The sequence below is a fragment of the Segetibacter sp. genome, from assembly GCF_025963695.1.
Taxonomy (GTDB): domain Bacteria; phylum Bacteroidota; class Bacteroidia; order Chitinophagales; family Chitinophagaceae; genus Segetibacter.
This window is the reverse complement of sequence record NZ_JAOQAH010000012.1, coordinates 34,127-51,636: the sequence shown is the minus strand read 5'-3', so window position 1 is coordinate 51,636 and position 17,510 is coordinate 34,127. Positions and strand designations below refer to the sequence as shown.

The 17,510-nt window shown below is 38.2% G+C and carries 16 protein-coding genes; 10 read left to right on the top strand and 6 right to left on the bottom strand.

Annotated features, from left to right (window positions below; all coding sequences use genetic code 11):
* Positions 1–27: 27 nt before the first annotated feature.
* Complete coding sequence (cmk, locus tag JWR87_RS01025; protein WP_297814693.1) at positions 28–720, bottom strand: (d)CMP kinase; 693 nt, start codon at positions 718–720, stop codon at positions 28–30.
* Between the two features lie 241 nt (positions 721–961).
* Positions 962–3,499: an ATP-dependent Clp protease ATP-binding subunit gene (locus JWR87_RS01020; protein WP_297814692.1), complete on the bottom strand. Its 2,538-nt coding sequence runs from the start codon at positions 3,497–3,499 to the stop codon at positions 962–964.
* 90 nt (positions 3,500–3,589) lie between these two features.
* Here JWR87_RS01020 and JWR87_RS01015 point away from each other — a divergent pair, with 90 nt between their 5' ends.
* The 4 genes from JWR87_RS01015 (at position 3,590) to JWR87_RS01000 (ending at position 7,586) form a co-directional block, all read left to right on the top strand.
* On the top strand, positions 3,590–3,976 hold the full coding sequence (locus JWR87_RS01015; RefSeq protein ID WP_297814691.1) for an STAS domain-containing protein: 387 nt from the start codon (positions 3,590–3,592) through the stop codon (positions 3,974–3,976).
* Between the two features lie 257 nt (positions 3,977–4,233).
* Positions 4,234–5,139 (top strand): ribonuclease Z, encoded by a 906-nt coding sequence (locus JWR87_RS01010; RefSeq protein WP_297814690.1) that lies wholly within the window; start codon positions 4,234–4,236, stop codon positions 5,137–5,139.
* Between the two features lie 312 nt (positions 5,140–5,451).
* The gene (locus JWR87_RS01005) at positions 5,452–6,114 is read left to right on the top strand and encodes an ABC transporter ATP-binding protein (RefSeq protein ID WP_297814689.1); all 663 of its coding nucleotides are present in this window, start codon (positions 5,452–5,454) and stop codon (positions 6,112–6,114) included.
* A 35-nt stretch (positions 6,115–6,149) separates the two neighbouring features.
* Entirely contained in the window at positions 6,150–7,586 is a 1,437-nt protein-coding gene (locus tag JWR87_RS01000) for a TolC family protein (RefSeq protein ID WP_297814688.1), read from the top strand.
* Positions 7,587–7,762: 176 nt separating this feature from the next.
* Here JWR87_RS01000 and JWR87_RS00995 read toward each other — a convergent pair whose 3' ends face one another.
* Positions 7,763–8,743: a TIM barrel protein gene (locus JWR87_RS00995; RefSeq protein WP_297814687.1), complete on the bottom strand. Its 981-nt coding sequence runs from the start codon at positions 8,741–8,743 to the stop codon at positions 7,763–7,765.
* A gap of 86 nt (positions 8,744–8,829) precedes the next feature.
* A complete protein-coding gene (locus JWR87_RS00990) occupies positions 8,830–9,588 on the bottom strand; it encodes an oxygenase MpaB family protein (protein ID WP_297814686.1) in 759 nt (252 codons plus the stop codon).
* A gap of 107 nt (positions 9,589–9,695) precedes the next feature.
* Between JWR87_RS00990 and JWR87_RS00985 the strand changes: the two genes are divergently transcribed.
* Positions 9,696–10,052 (top strand): hypothetical protein, encoded by a 357-nt coding sequence (locus tag JWR87_RS00985; protein WP_297814685.1) that lies wholly within the window; start codon positions 9,696–9,698, stop codon positions 10,050–10,052.
* Between the two features lie 138 nt (positions 10,053–10,190).
* On the opposite strand, the gene JWR87_RS00980 is transcribed toward JWR87_RS00985, so the two are convergent.
* Positions 10,191–10,316: a hypothetical protein gene (locus tag JWR87_RS00980; protein ID WP_297814684.1), complete on the bottom strand. Its 126-nt coding sequence runs from the start codon at positions 10,314–10,316 to the stop codon at positions 10,191–10,193.
* A 286-nt stretch (positions 10,317–10,602) separates the two neighbouring features.
* Here JWR87_RS00980 and JWR87_RS00975 point away from each other — a divergent pair, with 286 nt between their 5' ends.
* The 3 genes from JWR87_RS00975 to JWR87_RS00965 all read left to right on the top strand — a co-directional run bounded on the left by JWR87_RS00975 (position 10,603) and on the right by JWR87_RS00965 (position 13,377).
* The gene (locus JWR87_RS00975; protein ID WP_297814683.1) at positions 10,603–11,079 is read left to right on the top strand and encodes a hypothetical protein; all 477 of its coding nucleotides are present in this window, start codon (positions 10,603–10,605) and stop codon (positions 11,077–11,079) included.
* A 248-nt stretch (positions 11,080–11,327) separates the two neighbouring features.
* On the top strand, positions 11,328–11,993 hold the full coding sequence (gene eda / locus JWR87_RS00970) for a bifunctional 4-hydroxy-2-oxoglutarate aldolase/2-dehydro-3-deoxy-phosphogluconate aldolase (protein ID WP_297814682.1): 666 nt from the start codon (positions 11,328–11,330) through the stop codon (positions 11,991–11,993).
* 223 nt (positions 11,994–12,216) lie between these two features.
* Positions 12,217–13,377, top strand: coding sequence for a Gfo/Idh/MocA family oxidoreductase (locus tag JWR87_RS00965; RefSeq protein ID WP_297814681.1), 1,161 nt, complete (start codon positions 12,217–12,219; stop codon positions 13,375–13,377).
* A 658-nt stretch (positions 13,378–14,035) separates the two neighbouring features.
* Here the strand turns inward: JWR87_RS00965 and queA are convergent.
* Complete coding sequence (queA, locus tag JWR87_RS00960; protein ID WP_297814680.1) at positions 14,036–15,085, bottom strand: tRNA preQ1(34) S-adenosylmethionine ribosyltransferase-isomerase QueA; 1,050 nt, start codon at positions 15,083–15,085, stop codon at positions 14,036–14,038.
* A 416-nt stretch (positions 15,086–15,501) separates the two neighbouring features.
* Here queA and JWR87_RS00955 point away from each other — a divergent pair, with 416 nt between their 5' ends.
* Complete coding sequence (locus JWR87_RS00955) at positions 15,502–16,725, top strand: DegT/DnrJ/EryC1/StrS family aminotransferase (RefSeq protein ID WP_297814678.1); 1,224 nt, start codon at positions 15,502–15,504, stop codon at positions 16,723–16,725.
* The gene (locus tag JWR87_RS00950) at positions 16,716–17,315 is read left to right on the top strand and encodes a sugar transferase (protein ID WP_297814676.1); all 600 of its coding nucleotides are present in this window, start codon (positions 16,716–16,718) and stop codon (positions 17,313–17,315) included. The genes JWR87_RS00955 and JWR87_RS00950 overlap by 10 nt, the downstream gene beginning before the upstream one ends.
* Positions 17,316–17,510: the final 195 nt, after the last annotated feature.

Genomic DNA, 17,510 nt, shown 5'->3' with positions numbered 1-17,510 from the left:
TAGAAGAGATGTGGCCGGCTAAAAAAATTACATTACCGGCGCCTCTGCCAGCCTCTCTTTTACAAGCTTTAAAGTTATTTTTAATTGTTCTTTTATTGACAGGTTAGAGTTGTCTAAAACAATGGCATCTTTTGCTTTTCTTAAAGGACTAAATTCCCGGTGACTGTCAATATAATCTCTTGTTTCAAGATTTGCCTTTACTTCCGTTATTGTAATATGGGGATTTTTAGCCAACAATTCGCGAAACCTTCTTTCTACTCTCACTGCCGGATCTGCAGTTAAAAATATTTTCAATTCAGCGTCAGGAAACACAGTGGTGCCTATATCTCTCCCATCCATTACAATTCCCTTAGTGTCGCCCATTTTTCTTTGTTGTTCAACTGCAAACTCGCGAACTTCCCTTACAGACGCCACTTCACTTACATTTTCGGCAACTACCATATCTCTGATTAGCCATTCAACATTCTCGTCGTTCAAAAATATTTCACAAGCATTTGTATCCTTGCTGTAGCAAAATTCAAGTGTAATGTTTTCAAGAGCATTAACAACAGATTCTTTTATATTCCAATCTACGTGGTTACGCAGAAAATAAAGAGTGATAGCACGGTACATAGCCCCGCTATCTATAAATACATAGTTAAGCTCTCCTGCCAGCGCTTTTGCCAAAGTACTTTTCCCGCAGGAGGAATAACCATCTATAGTGATAATAATCTTTTTCATAAGAGCCCTATTACTTGTGCAAGTAAGTAACAATTATTGGAAACAAAAAGAGATTAAAAAAGACTCGGTTTTTGTAATTAACCAAATCTTTTAGAGGGAAAAGAAAAAGGCTTCTAAGATGGTGGAAAACACAGGCAAAAGATTAAAGGATAGAGAGCAGTTAATTAAAAAAAAAGAGATAGTCAAAAAAAAAGCCACCCAACCCGAAGGATGAATGGCTAAAAAGCTGAAATTACGAAGACTACGCTTGACTTTGTTCTTTTTCCTCTATTTTTTCCTTGAGGGTAAAAACTATTTTTTCATTTACCTTATCCAGGTCTGCAATTAAAACATCTCCCTGCTTAACGTTCATGCTAAGAATTTCTTCGGCAAGTTCATCTTCCAGGTGCTTTTGAATAGCCCTATGTAATGGTCTTGCTCCGAACTGCACATCATATCCTTTCTCTGCAATAAAGTCCTTGGCAGCAGGGGTAATCTCTAAACTGAAACCAAGATTAGTCAAACGCTTCATCACATTCTTCATCAATATATCAATAATCTCAAAGATGTGATCTTTTGAAAGTGAGTTGAAAACAACCACATCGTCAATCCTGTTGAGGAATTCGGGCGAGAAGGTGCGTTTTAAAGCCTTCTCGATAACCGCTTTATTGTTTTCGTCTGCATTTTGCACACGGTTAGCTGTTGCGAAACCGACTCCATCTCCAAACTCTTTTAATTGGCGAACACCAATATTTGAAGTCATTATGATTAACGTATTCTTAAAATCAACCTTCCTACCTAAACCGTCTGTTAATTGGCCATCGTCTAACACCTGCAAGAGGATATTATAAATATCTGGATGGGCTTTTTCGATCTCGTCTAATAATATTACACTGTAGGGTTTGCGGCGTACTTTTTCAGTAAGCTGTCCACCTTCTTCATATCCCACATATCCCGGAGGCGCACCAACAAGGCGGCTAACCGTAAACTTTTCCATGTATTCACTCATGTCAATACGAATAAGTGAATCTTCGCTGTCGAACATGTAACGGGCTAAAGAACGTGCCAGCTCAGTTTTACCAACTCCGGTAGGACCTAAGAAAATGAAAGTGCCAATCGGCTTCTTCGGATCTTTTAAACCTACACGATTACGTTGGATAGCTTTGGTGACTTTTGCAATGGCTTCAGGCTGACCAACTACCATTGCTTTCATATCGTCGCCCATACGACGAAGCTTCTCTGTTTCCGCTTCTACCATGCGTTTCACAGGTATTCCCGTCATCATGCTCACTACTTCTGCGATCGCTTCCTCATCAATAGGAAAGCGCTTGTTTTTGCTTTCTTCTTCCCACGAAGTTTTTGCTTTTTCCAAGGCTTCACCAAGGCGCTTTTCAGTATCACGAAGAGCTGCGGCTTCTTCAAATCGCTGGCTTTTTACAACCTTGTTCTTTTCAAGCTTAATATCTTCAATCTTCTTTTCTAGTTCAAGAATCTCTTTCGGTACATTAATGTTCTTTAAGTGAACTCTTGCACCTACTTCATCCAACACGTCAATCGCTTTATCGGGCAATAAACGATCCGTCATATACCTGTCGCTAAGCTTTACACAAGCGTCAATGGCATCCACGGAGTAAGAAACACTATGATAGTCCTCATACTTACTTTGGATATTCGTAAGTATCTGGATTGTTTCCTCAACTGTAGGTGGTTCAACCAGTACCTTTTGAAAACGACGATCAAGCGCACCATCTTTCTCAATATACTGGCGATACTCATCTAAAGTAGAGGCACCAATGCATTGTAACTCCCCTCTTGCAAGGGCCGGTTTAAAGATGTTAGAAGCATCCAACGATCCGCTGGCGCCACCGGCACCAACTATGGTATGTATCTCATCAATAAACAAAATCACATCACGGTTCTTTTCCAGTTCGTTCATGATAGCTTTCATTCTCTCTTCAAACTGGCCGCGATACTTAGTTCCGGCAACAAGTGCTGCAAGATCAAGGCTAATTACTCTTTTGTCAAACAACACACGGCTAACTTTTCTTTGCACGATCCTTAAAGCCAAACCTTCAACGATGGCAGTTTTACCCACACCTGGTTCACCTATCAATATTGGGTTGTTCTTTTTCCTACGGCTTAAAATCTGGCTAACTCTTTCGATCTCTTTTTCACGACCCACAATCGGGTCTAAGGTGCCACTTTCAGCCAGCTTAGTAATGTCTCGTCCAAAGTTATCTAATACTGGTGTTTTGCTTTTAGGATTGCTTTGCTGCTTTGCGCGTTGCTGCTGCGAATAGCCTTTCCTGTCATCATCAAAATCATCGTCATTGTCTTCGGTGTATTCGCTTCTTGGCTCGCTGCTTCTAACCATTCCCAATTCGTTTCTAAATACATCATAGTCCACATCAAATTGATTTAAGATTTGTGTCGCTATGTTTTCTTTATTCTTAAGAATTGAAAGCATTAAATGTTCAGTTTCCACAAGCGGGCTTTTTAGCGCCTTAGCTTCTAAAACGGTTACACGAATTACTTTTTCCGCCTGCTTTGTTAAAGGCAAACTATTAATGTTTGCGATGTTTTTTCCTGTTTTATCTTTTACTGCAAGTTCGACTTCTTTGCGAAGTTCATACAGGTCTACATTTAATGTTTTTAAAATGCGGATAGCTGTGTTTTCGCCCTCTCTTATCAAACCTAGCAGCAAATGTTCCGTCCCTATAAAATCATTTCCTAAACGGAGAGCTTCCTCTCTGCTAAACGAAATAATTTCCTTTACCTGGGCTGAAAAATTATTATCCATAAAGTTTAAATTGCTTAGATACAATAATAACGAATATTTTTGAAGCTTGAGTATGCGTCGTTATTCACACATGTTAATCAAACCGTAATCATGAAGGTCAAAATTGATACCAAAGAGAAATTTCATGTTATAACGCTAATAGAGCCAATTCTCTCTGACAATATAGCAGCAGACCTTTCTCAATTAGTTACGCAATTTCTACATCAAGAGATTAGTAATGTGGTACTAAAGATTGGAGACGTAGAAAATATCGAAGACAGAGCTGCTGAAGAATTGGCACAAATTCAACAGGTGTTTTATGAAAAAAATGCCTCATTTGTAATTTGTGATTTAAAGCCTGAAGTTGAGCAAAAGCTGGATGAGATGGGCTTGCTTGAAGAAATGAATATTACACCAAGTGAAAGCGAAGCCTGGGATATTGTTCAAATGGAAGAAATTGAAAGAGAATATATGGACGACAACAACGAAAATCTTTAAACATATTTTTGATGTTCCAGCTTTTTATCTTCTCCAAACATCCTTGCGTCGCACACTGCAACTAAAGTACTTTTTCTATCTTTTTTTAAGAAACTTCTCACAATGTCTCAGGCAAGCGTTACACCGCCGCTTTTTTCACGCTAGGTTTTTTCCTTCCCAATTTTACAAGTCCCTGTTCAGCTTTTACAATTTCACTTTAGGCCATCGAAAGGCTAATTCCGCTATCTTTATCTAAAATAAAAAATGCTGTTGTAACAATGTTTGGAGTAACTATTTTAGGAAATAATTCTGCGTTGCCTGCATACGACCGGCATCCCACCGCGCAGGTAGTTACTTTAGACCAGTTCCAGTTTCTAGTTGACTGCGGAGAAGGAACCCAAATGCAACTGGCACGTTACAAAATCAGGCGAGGTCGTATAAACCACATTTTTATCTCTCACCTTCATGGTGATCATTATTTTGGTTTACCAGGTCTCATTAACAGTATGGGACTCTTGGGTCGCGAAACAGATCTTCACTTATATGCGCCTCCCGAACTGCAACCAATTATCAACTTAATACTAACTGCGGCTAATACTACATTTAGTTATACTCTCCATTTTCATCCTTTGGACAAAGAAGGCTTATTAGTGGATAATCCTAAATTTTCCGTCGAAGCCTTTCAGGTGTACCATCGCATTCAATGTTGGGGATTTATATTTAGGGAGAAAAAAAAACCTAGAAAAATTAATAAACAAACAATTGGCAATTATCACTTGAATGCGCAGCAATACGAACTACTTAAGGCCGGCGAAAATGTAATAACTGACAAAGGGGAGGAGGTATTAAACGAAGCCGTCACAATTGCTAATACTCCAGCCCGAAGCTATGCTTATTGCGCCGATACAGTATACAATCCTGCCCTTGCAGACAAAGTTAAAGATGCAACGATGGTGTATCACGAGACAACTTATTTAAAGGGCCTCGAGGAACGCGCATCTCAACGCTATCATTCAACAACTCACCAGGCTGCTGATATAGCCTTAAAGGCCAATGCAATGAGGTTACTGATTGGCCATTTTAGTAGTAAATACGAAGAGCTGAATGAATTTCTTGAAGAAACGAGAGAAGTTTTTCCTGCCACCGATCTTGCAATTGAGGGAGTTACTTACCGGATCATGTAAAACAATACCTTTCCATCCTTTGTAATTACAGCAATAAAACTATTACAAGCCTTACTGGTTTAAGAGCTAGGCTTTTGCTTTCTAAAAAGTTTTCTTCTACTCAATCTCGAGCTCGGTATTGTTGTATCAAAAACGAACACAGGCTGTATCACAAACGAAACATTTTACTTGTGAACAATACTTCTTCTACTTTGCTAATCAAGTAGTTATAAAAATGGCATATTGTTGACAGTACCCCATTGAAATTTTACAGGAAATTGACAACCGGCTAACTTACCGACTTATTCAACTTAGCACAAACAACCAAAATCAATGATAGAGCTGAAACGCATTTCTAAATGGCACATGCAAGCGGGTAAGCCTGTTTTCATTCTAAAAGACATTAATCTTACTATAAATGAAGGTGAGTTTATTTCAATAATGGGGCCATCAGGATCAGGCAAGTCCACCCTTTTAAATGTAATAGGAATGTTGGATGAACCGAATGAAGGCGAATATACCTTCATAGGCGAAGCTGTAAACAAACTCAAAGAAAAACAGCGGTCAAAGATTTATAAACAAAACATAGGTTTTGTATTTCAGGCTTATCACCTGATAGATGAATTGACAGTATACGAAAATATAGAAACGCCACTTCTTTACCAGGATGTAAAAAGTTCTGAGCGAAAGGCAATGGTTGCAGACATTTTAGACCGGTTTCAAATGGTAGGAAAAAAAGATCTCTTCCCATCTCAATTGTCAGGAGGACAACAACAGCTGGTAGGTATCGCACGGGCATTAATCGTAAAGCCAAAACTGATTTTGGCAGATGAGCCTACAGGCAACCTGAACTCTAAACAGGGCGAAGAAATTATGGAGCTTTTTACAGAGCTAAACAAAGAAGGTGTTACCATAATACAGGTAACCCATTCTGAAAAAAATGCTGAGTATGGAAGCAGAATAATTAACCTGCTCGACGGTCGCATTGAAAGCTGAACAGGTATAAAAAAATATTTATAAAGAATTAAACAATGAAAGAAAGAATAATAGCAGGGATTGTTTATTTGGTTCTATTTAGTCAATTACAAGCGATAGGTCAAACAGGCAACGAACGTAGACTTACACTAAAACAATGTGTAGACGCAGCAATTAATAACAACTTACAGGTAAGACAAGGTGACTTACAAATGCAAACATCTGCTGTCAGTCTGAAACAAGCAAAGTCAAACGTACTTCCAGACTTGTTTGGAAATTTAGGCCATGGTTTCAACCAGGGAAGAAGTATCGATCCTTTTACCAATAGTTACATTAATCAACAAATCCTTTTTGCCAGCTACAGCCTTGGATCGTCAGTTGTTTTATTCAATGGATTTCAGCTGAAGAATTTGATAAAGCAAAATAGCCTTAGCTATGAAGCAAACAAGATGGACCTACAGCAAATAAAAGACAATGTAACCCTAAATGTCATTTTAGCTTATGTGCAAATTCTAAACAACGAGGAACAATTCCAGCAATCCCTTATTTCGGCTGAGGTTACAAGGAAACAGGTACAGCGACTAACCGTTATGCACGATGCCGGTGCAATTCCCCCTGCACAATTATATGATTTGAGAGGCCAACTGGCAACCGACGAGTTAACTATTGTAAATAATCGAAACGTATTAAACGCTGCCAGGCTGAGTTTAGCACAACTAATGAATGTACCATTTGCAAGTAGCCTGGCAGTAGAAAGAGTGTCTGTTGACAGTTTAGCCTTGCAATACAACACCGATCCTAAAGCTTTGTACGAGGCGTCTGTAAGACAATTGGCAATTGTAAAAGCAGCAGAATTAAGAACTCAAAGTGCAACGAAAGGTGTGCAGGTAGCCAAAGGCATTGCATATCCCACAGTTGGATTAAATGGAAGTTTCAATACAAACTATTCAAATGCTGCAACACGCGACATTTTTGTTAACTCCCAGGAAATAGCATCTGGTGATTACGTAAGTGTCGGCGGATCAAAAGTTCCGGTAATAACTACAAGGCCAACCTTCACCTCGCAGAAAATAGGTTATGGCGACCAGTTCAATAACAACTACAACACATCTCTATTTTTAAGTATCCAGGTTCCAATTTTAAATCGGTCTCGGGCTAAAAACCGGATAGCATTGGCTAAAATTGATTTAAAAAATGCCCAGGTAGTAGCAGAAACGGTAAAGACTCAGTTAAGCCAAAACATAGAAGAGGCATATTTTAATATGACTGCGGCGAGTGAGAAATACCAGGTTTTGCAGCGGCAAGTGGACGATTTTTCTGAATCGTATAGAACAGCCGAGGTTAGGTTCAATGCAGGGGCGATTAACCAAATTGATTATCTAATAGCTAAGAATAACGTTGACAGGGCTAGAGCCAACTCGATTTCTACCAGGTATGATTACATTTTCAGGCTTAAAATACTTGACTATTACCAGGGAAGGCTGAGTTTGTAGAATAAGTAGTTTTTATAATAAATTCCAAAAAAGGTCTAAAAAGGTTTTTTATTTTAGCAAGCATGCATTCTTCAACCCAACATTGTTGTGTCACTCACTTGTACAGATCTTTTTAACTCGTCTTTTTACGAAAAATATACTTTAATGAGATGGGCTTAAGAAGAAGTTGGCTTGGTTCAAATATTAATGTAAGTTTTATAAAGACCTTTAAAAGTATTTAAGTCTCTTTTCATTGCCTCCAAAACTTTCTCTTTTGGTATGGTAAGCGTTCTTGCACCATTTTCTGCACCTCCTAACTCATATTCATAGTGCAGGCAAACCGGTCCCCTAAACTTTGACTCATCCACAAGTTTAAAATACTTGTTTAAATCAACCATTCCATTTCCCAGCGGCACGTTTTCTTCCACCCATTTTCCGTCCTTTTTAGCCCATTGAAAGTCTTTTAAATTAATTGTTTTAATGTAAGGCTGTAGCAGGCCAAATCCTATGGGCCAACTATGAGAGCCTTCCACGGTTGCGTGCCTGATGTCGTATTGATTTCCTATCCACTCTGCATCTAGTTCTTTTAAAGCCATCCATAAGTCTAACACAGCAGCTCCAAAATAACTGCCCGCATGGTTCTGGTAATCACCATGAATCTTATATGTCTTGTTTAATTCGCCCAGCTCCTGCAATTGTTTTTTAAAGTTGGAAATGTTATCGGGGGTGCTCAGGTTTTTATTGTAAGAAAACCATCCAAGGCGGTAATTTTTTATTCCAAGTTCCCCGGCCGTTTTTAGAATAGGAATTGTGTACGGTTCAGCAGCTTTCGTAATGGCTGTAGTAATCATATGTACTTCCAGTCCCTGCTTTCTGATGGCTGCTACTGCTTTTGGCAAGTCTTTCTCAACTTTTTCAGGAAGTACATGTCCCTCAGGTCTTACAGTTAAATCAATTCCATCAAAGCCCATTTCTTTAACTACCACAGCCATATCGCTCCAGCTAAGCCAATGAAGATGTTTGGAAAAAACAGAAACGCTTAATGCCTCTTTCTTTGCATCACCAGTTAAAGGGGCAACCGGTTGTGCCAATGCCTTTGCGTAAGAATTTTTATCAAATGATAAAGCAGAAGCCGCTAATGCAGATTGTATAATAAACTTCCGTCTGCTGTTGTGCATTTGTATTTTTTTATGTGTTAGTTTTTCTAAAATTAGTTAATGTTGAATAGAAAGACGGCCAGAATCGTAGTCTTAAAACTCACAAACTACACTACGTCTAATTCTTTAATTTCCTGTTTGTACGCTGCCGGTAAAATAGCCGATTTCAAAAACCAGTCGAGTCGCAATATTCTCAATAACTTGTAAAAGCCTAAAACCGGAGTTAGAAGCGAAAAACGTCCGAGACCTAATAGTTCATCAACCTTTTGTGGAACTACCAATTTTTGCCCTTCAAGCAGCAGCTTATACCTTACCAGCCCCAAATGTTTTCGATACTGTTTATAAAGATCTTTTGTGAATTCACTTTTTGCCAGGTCGTTGTGCAAGTGTTCTTCACGCATTTTCATCCACTCTTGGTAAGTAGTAGGAAGTCCCTCTAAGTTCATTCGTTTCCCTACGCGATTAAACACATCAAAAACTTCGTTTTTTTCTGCTTCGGAAAGATTTCTTTCAAGTACTTCATATGAGCGTATTGAATAATAGATTAGCATAAACAAAACATCTCGATACGCCCAATCAGGTATTAGAGCACCTCTTTGTTTTTCCACTGCTGTATGAATGGCCGTAATTTTATCAATAGCCCGTAACGCAGCCTCATTTTCTGCAAAGACTATTTGCCGCGCATAATCCACCGTCGAAAATAGTCGACCTAATGGGTCAGCAGGAAGGCGACCTGTATAATATAGCCAATCGACTGCCTTATTGAGAGCAAATTCAGCAGAAGCTCCTGCAAAAATGAACAGAATAGTATCTCCTTTGCCCCATATCTCGCGAACCACAGAATCCTTTTCGACAAAAAATTTCATATGTAAATATACTTCTTACCCTTTTCAATTTATCTCTGCAACAGCGGGCGGACAGCTGCCTATATAGTTAAGATATAAGGAGGCATAAAATTTTAAAACAAAACAATATGATAAAGGCTTATAAAATTTATACTGGTTCTGACGGTCATACGCATGTCACCACCGGGTCAGTTGCAGAAGATTTGCTTGCCAAGGCACAAACCATCCGGTTCAAAGAAACAGCGCCATATTCTTCATATGACTGGCACCCGGCTCCATCAATTCAATATGTAATAACATTGACAGGTACACTTGAATTTGAAACCTTTTTAGGTGAAACGTTTGTCTTAAAACCAGGAGAAATTCTTTTAGCTATGGATACGTGGGGTTCGGGCCACAAATGGAAGTTGATTGATGATAAACCCTGGAAACGAGCGTACGTGCAATTTGAATCGGAAACCGATCTACTCTTTGAAAAGGATTGATACCAGTGAGTATTAAAGCCTGGGGCGATACGCGTTAATCATAACAGCCTAATGTTTTAGACTGTTATGATTGTTAGGATGAAAAGGTTAGCCGTACTTATCGTATTCTCATTTTTACTAAAACCAGCTTCTTATAAATTAAGCGTCTACTGGAAATCCATCTTCAACATTTATAACCTGTCCTGTGCCACGATTTTTTAAATAATAGATCACCCCCGCGATTGCTACTCCGGCGATTCCTGCTGTTAAGAAGAAACTTTTCATAATTAATTTTTCTATCAAAACACAATTAATATACCATTTAGAACAGCGATCAATATCGTTTTAGATATGTCATAACCCCGCACTGCCAAACGGTGTTCAATTCATACTTAAACACTGTAAAAACTGCCAATTTTAATCGTTTTTTCTTTTAATTCTGTCATTAAAACATTCCGGTATTTCTTTCTAAAAGCCGTTCTATTTCGGTTTGTTATTGAATAGTTATAAGACAATGTCTTAACTCTAATCAGCACATAATTTGTATAAATGTTACTATAAAAATTAAATTATGAAAAAGCTACTTGTGATATTGTTTGCGTTAGGTTTAACGTTGGGCGCTGTAGCTCAACCTAAGATTGGAGGAGGTTTTCGTGGCCGTGTTTATAATGGCGGAGGAGCAAAATATGTACGACCCCGCGTTACTGTTATAGCGCCTTATGCCCCAATGTACCGTTCTTATGGTATGGGTCTGGGATACGGTTACGGCAGTAGATTTGGTTATGGATATTCACCCTTCAACGATCCATTTTACTATCAGCGGAACGACTTCAGGCGTGAGACAAGACCTACCCAGTTAGACCTTCAGATAGAGGATATAGAAAATGAATACGATTACAAAATATCGTCCGCAAAAGAGGATAAATCAATATCGAAAGATGAAAGAAAACAAAAGGTCCGCGATTTAAAGTACGAAAGAGATCAGGAAGTCATCGAAGCTAAAAAGAATTTTTACAAAGCCGAAGATGAGAAGAATGACACTGAATAACTTTAATTTTCTACTTTATCTCTGCAACTGACAAGGCCCCGCGAATTGCGGGGTTTTTTATTTGTTTACCATCTGCAATAGCGTTTCAAGACTCACTCGTGTAAGTACATAATGTAAAACGTTTGAGTAAAATTTGTGGTGACTGAAAGAAAACTACCATGCTTTTTATATTCAATGATTATGGTTTGTAACTTCCCGTCTTAATTGCATCCCCATTCACCAATCAAAACTTTTGCAAAACAATCTATATGGATAAAAAGATCGAGCTACTAAAGCTTATTCCCGAACAAGGAATCTTGCCTTTATATTTTTATAAAGACACAGAAGTAAGTCTAAACGTTTTAAGAGCGCTGTTTAACGCCGGAGTTAGAACGGTAGAATACACCAACAGGGGAGAAGCCGCGCTAAAGAACTTTAGGGAAATGAAGCAGCTATGTGAGAGCGAACTAAAAGGAATGTATCTGGGAATTGGAACAATTAAAAATGCAGATACTGCCAAAGCTTTTATTGATGCAGGAGCAGATTATATAATAAGCCCGGGTTTAGTTGAAGACGCAGCAAGAGTGGCAGATCAAAACAATATGCTTTGGGTACCCGGATGTATGACGCCCACAGAAATAATCAGGGCAGAACAACTAGGAGCTAAGTTTGTGAAACTGTTTCCGGGTAATATTCTGGGGCCTGCTTTTGTAAGTGCTATCAAAGAATTATTTCCAGAGATCATGTTCATGCCAACAGGAGGAGTTGATCTTGACAAAGAAAATATTGCCGGTTGGTTTAAAGCAGGTGTAACTGCAGTTGGTATGGGCAGTAAACTTATTAGTAAGCAACTGCTCGAAGCTAAAGATTACAGTAAGATTGAAAGTTTGACTAAAGAGGCAATGGAAATTGTAAGATCAGTAAAAAGTAAATAATTACACAACAGGAAAGGTAGGCGCAGAGAAGGTTGTGGTAACAGGCATTGGTGCTTCTAACGTGCCTTTGTTGCGTCGCATTCTTGTACAGTTTGTAGTTGTTGGAGCAAGGGATAAAGAACCACTGTTGCTTAACAAACTATATATCTACCGGGAATAAATATCTATATTTTTGTAACTATTTAAATTTTAAAAAAAAACTAAAATCAAAACTCTGTTTGCTATGAAAAGAAAATTAAGGATGGGTATGATAGGAGGTGGAAAAGACGCCTTTATAGGTAGTATTCATCGCTATGCTTCCAATATGGATGGAATGGTAGAATTGGTATGTGGCGCTCTAAGTATTAATAAAGAGATTGCTATAGAAAGTGGCCGTTCTCTGTTTCTTCCCGAGGATAGGATCTATACGAATTACGAGGAGATGATCGAAAAAGAGAGCCAGTTGCCAGAGGGCGAGCGAATGGATTTCGTAACTATTGTCACCCCAAACTTTGCGCATTTTCCACCCGCTGTTATGGCATTAGACAAAGGATTTCATGTGGTGATTGAAAAGCCGATAACAGTTTCGCTGGAAGAAGCACAGAAGCTAAAACAGAAGCTAGATGAAACAGGACTCATACTTTGCCTGACTCATACCTATACTGGTTTCCCTATGGTAAAACAGGCGAAAGAGTTAGTCTCGACAGGTGCTTTAGGCAAAATAAGAAAAGTATATGTTCATTATCATCAAGGGTGGTTGAGTAGATTATCAGAAAGAGAAGGGAATGCGCAGGCTAGCTGGAGAACAGATCCCAAGAAGTCTGGAAAAAGCGGTGTAATGGGCGATATTGGAACCCACGCTTTTAATCTTGCAGAATATATCACAGGTCTCCAGGTCACCAAACTTTGCGCTGATCTCAATATTGTGGTGGAAGGCAGATTACTAGACGATGATGGAGGTGTGTTTTTAAAATTTGATAATGGAGCGTCAGGAGTGTTGACTGCAACACAGATAGCAGCAGGCGAAGAAAACAACCTGTCAATAAAAATTTACGGGGAAAACGGGGGCCTTGAATGGCACCAACAGGAGCCCAACACTCTTATTGTAAAGTGGCTTGACAAACCGATGGAAGTATTAAGAGCAGGAACTCCATTCCTGGGCAACCTAGCTAAACAAAACCAACGTACTCCCGGCGGTCATCCTGAAGGTTACTTAGAAGCATTTGCTAACATCTATCGAAATTTTGCGCATACCTTATCTGCACGTTTAAATAATACAACAGTCGATAATAGTATAATAGAATTCCCCTCTATCACCGAAGGCATCAGGGGAATGGCTTTCATAGAAAACGTAGTAAAAAGCCACGAGAGTAACGAAAAGTGGACCGATTATTCAATCATGTAATATTGCGCCAGAGGCGCTTAATAAAAAATTAACCGTCTTAAATTGACGGTTAATTTTTTACTGCTAAAAGTAAAAGGATATTTAAAAATCGTTACTAAGGTTCTTCGTTTTTTTACCGCCAAAATAACTTGAGAATTTAAAAGCCGTTATTACAATACAATTACGCCGTTTTACGTTTATATATATATGTTGGTCGAAAATTATTAAAACGTGTATCTTGGTAAAAATTTGTACAGTTATGCAGTTAAAGAATCAGGAGGGTTATATAGGCTATCTAATCGGCAGCGCATGTATAGTATTTCTTTGGCTCATAAATAAAGGCCTTAATATCTCAGATGGTAAAGGCAAATAAACATCTAAACATATCTTTCTAAAAAAATTAAAAAGCAACCGAAAGGATGCTTTTCTGGTTTAATTAAGCATTCTCTTGTCCACCGTCTTTATAATTGTATCCAGCTTTTAACGCCTTTTTTATAGCCTTGCTACAAATGGGACCAAAAAAATCTACAAAATAAAAAGAGCTGCTTTAACCAAAAGCAGCTCTTTTTAGTATTCTCTTTGCGCAGTGTCTTTATAATGGTATTCTACCTTTATACCCTTGTTACAAAACTCCGACTCTTTTTAGTGGTTCATTGGGTCATTTAAAAAAAGCCGCAATTTATAAAACCAGCATGGCATCGCCATAAGTAGAAAACTTGTATTTGTCTTTTATAGCTTTTTTATAAGCTTCAGTAATAAGATCATAGCCACCAAAGGCACAAGTCAAAATAAACAGACTGCTTTTTGGTAAATGAAAGTTTGTGACCATTGCATTGGCCACATTAAAATCATAAGGTGGATGAATAAAGTTATTTGTCCAGCCCTCGCTTGGTTTTAGCAGCTGTTGTGATGTATAGCTGCTTTCCAAGGCACGCATAGTAGTAGTACCTATAGAGCAAATACGGCGGCCATCTTCCTTTGCCTTATTTACAATTTTACATGCAAAATCGTCTATCTGATAAAACTCTGCATCCATTTTATGCTTATGCAGATCTTCTACTTCTAAAGGTCTGAAAGTTCCTAATCCTGAATGGAGCGTTACTTCTGCAAATCGAATACCTTTTATTTCACAACGCTTAATTAATTCCTTACTAAAGTGGAAACCAGCAGTTGGCGCGGCCACTGCACCTTCATGTTTTGCGTAAACAGTCTGGTACCTTTCGCGGTCTTCTTCATCGGGCTTACGCTTTATATACTTAGGCAAAGGCGTTTCGCCTAATGCCTCTAGTTGTTTTTTGAAATCGTCTTCAGCACCTTCCCAAAGAAACTTAATAGTTCTTCCACGGCTTGTTGTGTTATCAATCACTTCAGCCACTAATTCATCGTTGTCTCCAAAATAAAGTTTATTTCCAACACGGATTTTCCTTGCCGGATCAACTATTACGTCCCATAAACGATTTGCCGCATTTAATTCTCTTAATAAAAAAACTTCAACTACTGCACCCGTTTTTTCCTTTCGTCCATACATTCTTGCGGGAAAAACTTTAGTATTGTTAACTACGAAAACATCCTTGTCATCAAAATAATTTAAGATGTCGCGGAAGTGGAGATCTTCTAGTTGTCCAGTTTTTCGATGGACAACCATCATTTTGCTATCCTCTCTTTTCTTTGTAGGATTTTGAGCAATTAGGTTGAGAGGTAGGTCAAAAATAAACTTCGATAATTTCATATTTTCTTTTGAAAAGTCACTATAATAACCTTAGAACCTTATAAAAAGGCTGTTATCTAAAACTTAATAGGTGTGCAAAATTAGCCTTTTACAGCTTATTTTAACGCGAAACTAATTGTTAAGACTTTATTGCCTGAACTATAGGCATAAATACTTGTAAAATAACACTGATCTAACGTATAGGACCGGGTTAAAGAAATGAAATTTGACAATAGGGGCGTTTCTTTCCAAGTAGGAACTGAACTTAATAATTTCTTCTAAAGGCCTCGAAAATACAAACTGCAAGACAAGATTTTTTGCCCGCAACAGTGCAAATGTCTGATGTAGTTGTAAGATTAATATCGTGAAAGGATAATTTTAAGTAAAAACACTCGTTTTAATCGATTATTGCACAAACAATAGCCCAGATCCAAAAAATGAAGATTCCTTTTTCTCCTCCTTTTATAGATGATGATGTAAAAGCTGAGGTAATGTCAGCACTCGAAAGTGGATGGATCACTACAGGCCCGAAAGTGAAAGCTCTTGAGCAAGAGACAGCGAAATACGCAGGAATTGAACAGGTGCTATGCATAAACTCAGCAACGTCAGGGTTGATGCTGGCTTTGCACTGGTTAGGAATTGGCAAGGGAGATGAGGTCATTGTTCCTGCTTATACTTATTGCGCAACTGCTTTGGCTGTTTTACATGTTGGCGCAACACCTGTGATGGTTGATGTAAAAGAGGATTTTAATATAGATGCTGAAAAGGTTAGAGCAGCAATTACACGAAAAACAAAAGCCATAGTTCCGGTTGATTTCGCAGGATGGCCTTGTGATTATGACTCTTTGTTTGCAATTGTAAACGATAATGAGGTTAGAAGCATATTTGAAGCTAAAGGAGATAAACAAGAAAAATTAGCCCGGATAGCTGTTGTTGCTGATGCAGCACATTCATTTGGGGCAACCTATAAAAATAAAAGAACAGGAAACCTTGCTGACTTTACAGTCTTTTCTTATCATGCGGTCAAAAACCTAACTACTGCTGAGGGCGGAGCTATCTGTATAACCTTGCCTTTGCCTTTTAATAATGCGGAGATTTATAAGACTTTACGTTTATGGAGTTTGAATGGACAAACAAAAGATGCGTTTTCTAAGAGCCAGGTGGGTGGTTGGAGATATGATGTGGTGTACGCCGGTTTCAAAATGAATATGCCTGATGTTTGTGCCGCTATTGGATTAGCTCAAATAAGAAAGTATGATGTAGCAATTTTGAATGAAAGAAAAAGAATCTACGAATATTTCACAGCAGAATTTTCTAAAGATGAATGGGCCGAGGTAGCACCTTTTAATAACAATATTTCCTGCTGTAGTTATCATTTGTATCCGCTTAGAATACGAGACATTAGCGAAGAACAGCGAGATAGAATTATTGAACGAATTTCAACGGACGAAGTAGCAGTAAATGTGCACTTCATACCATTACCAATGCTGACAGTTTTTAAAGAGCTCGATTACAAAATGCAGGATTATCCGGTATCATATAATAATTATTCGCGAGAGATATCTTTACCTATCTATCCTCAACTAAGCAATAACCAGTGTGAGAGGATCGTTAAGGTAGTCAGAAATGCTGTAAGACAAACCATAGGATCATGGATTTAATCAGGTGCTTTGACTTTGTGTTTTCGTTGGTAGGATTAATTATTTTATTGCCTTTTCTTTTACTTGTTTCATTAATTATAAAACTTACCTCTAAAGGACCTGTTTTTTTTAAGCAATGCAGAGTAGGAAAGGGCGGTAAAGATTTTAAAGTTTACAAGTTTAGAAGCATGCAGGTAAATGCTGACCGACAAGGTTTATTAACAGTTGGAGGAAAAGATGCAAGGGTTACGCGAATAGGCTATTATATTCGGCGATTTAAGGTGGATGAGTTACCTCAGTTAATTAACGTATTAAAGGGGGAAATGAGTATTGTTGGTCCAAGACCTGAAGTAAGAAGGTATGTGGACATGTACAGTAAAGACCAACTGAAGGCGCTAAAGGTGCTACCTGGTATCACTGATTATGCTTCTCTCGAGTATCGGAACGAAAATGATTTATTGGCACTTTCCCATGACCCCGAAGCGTTTTATGTGAAGGAGATTTTGCCAAGAAAGATCGAATTAAATTTCAAATACATCAATAATCGAAATATTTTAGAGTATTTTAGAATTATCGCTAAAACCGTAGCTACTTCTTTTGCAGGAAAATAGTATAAGAAGAAAATAGGGCTATATTTCAGCTGCTTAAATACTATCAATTTAAGAAGCAACTATTTTTTCTTTTCCCTAGTCATATTTGTCGGGGCGTTTTATAAATTTAAGTGTACTGCTTTACGTAAGGTTTCCGGCCAGGAGCTTTATTCAACTTGCGGCAAAACTTACATGAGGTTTATGAAATTTAGCATA

Bases quoted from the DNA above. Each gene is read 5' to 3' on its own strand.
- cmk (WP_297814693.1), bottom strand. From the start codon at position 720: ATGAAAAAGATTATTATCACTATAGATGGTTATTCCTCCTGCGGGAAA.
- JWR87_RS01020 (WP_297814692.1), bottom strand. From the start codon at position 3,499: ATGGATAATAATTTTTCAGCCCAGGTAAAGGAAATTATTTCGTTTAGC.
- JWR87_RS01015 (WP_297814691.1), top strand. From the start codon at position 3,590: ATGAAGGTCAAAATTGATACCAAAGAGAAATTTCATGTTATAACGCTA.
- JWR87_RS01010 (WP_297814690.1), top strand. From the start codon at position 4,234: ATGTTTGGAGTAACTATTTTAGGAAATAATTCTGCGTTGCCTGCATAC.
- JWR87_RS01005 (WP_297814689.1), top strand. From the start codon at position 5,452: ATGATAGAGCTGAAACGCATTTCTAAATGGCACATGCAAGCGGGTAAG.
- JWR87_RS01000 (WP_297814688.1), top strand. From the start codon at position 6,150: ATGAAAGAAAGAATAATAGCAGGGATTGTTTATTTGGTTCTATTTAGT.
- JWR87_RS00995 (WP_297814687.1), bottom strand. From the start codon at position 8,743: ATGCACAACAGCAGACGGAAGTTTATTATACAATCTGCATTAGCGGCT.
- JWR87_RS00990 (WP_297814686.1), bottom strand. From the start codon at position 9,588: ATGAAATTTTTTGTCGAAAAGGATTCTGTGGTTCGCGAGATATGGGGC.
- JWR87_RS00985 (WP_297814685.1), top strand. From the start codon at position 9,696: ATGATAAAGGCTTATAAAATTTATACTGGTTCTGACGGTCATACGCAT.
- JWR87_RS00980 (WP_297814684.1), bottom strand. From the start codon at position 10,316: ATGAAAAGTTTCTTCTTAACAGCAGGAATCGCCGGAGTAGCAATCGCG.
- JWR87_RS00975 (WP_297814683.1), top strand. From the start codon at position 10,603: ATGAAAAAGCTACTTGTGATATTGTTTGCGTTAGGTTTAACGTTGGGC.
- eda (WP_297814682.1), top strand. From the start codon at position 11,328: ATGGATAAAAAGATCGAGCTACTAAAGCTTATTCCCGAACAAGGAATC.
- JWR87_RS00965 (WP_297814681.1), top strand. From the start codon at position 12,217: ATGAAAAGAAAATTAAGGATGGGTATGATAGGAGGTGGAAAAGACGCC.
- queA (WP_297814680.1), bottom strand. From the start codon at position 15,085: ATGAAATTATCGAAGTTTATTTTTGACCTACCTCTCAACCTAATTGCT.
- JWR87_RS00955 (WP_297814678.1), top strand. From the start codon at position 15,502: ATGAAGATTCCTTTTTCTCCTCCTTTTATAGATGATGATGTAAAAGCT.
- JWR87_RS00950 (WP_297814676.1), top strand. From the start codon at position 16,716: ATGGATTTAATCAGGTGCTTTGACTTTGTGTTTTCGTTGGTAGGATTA.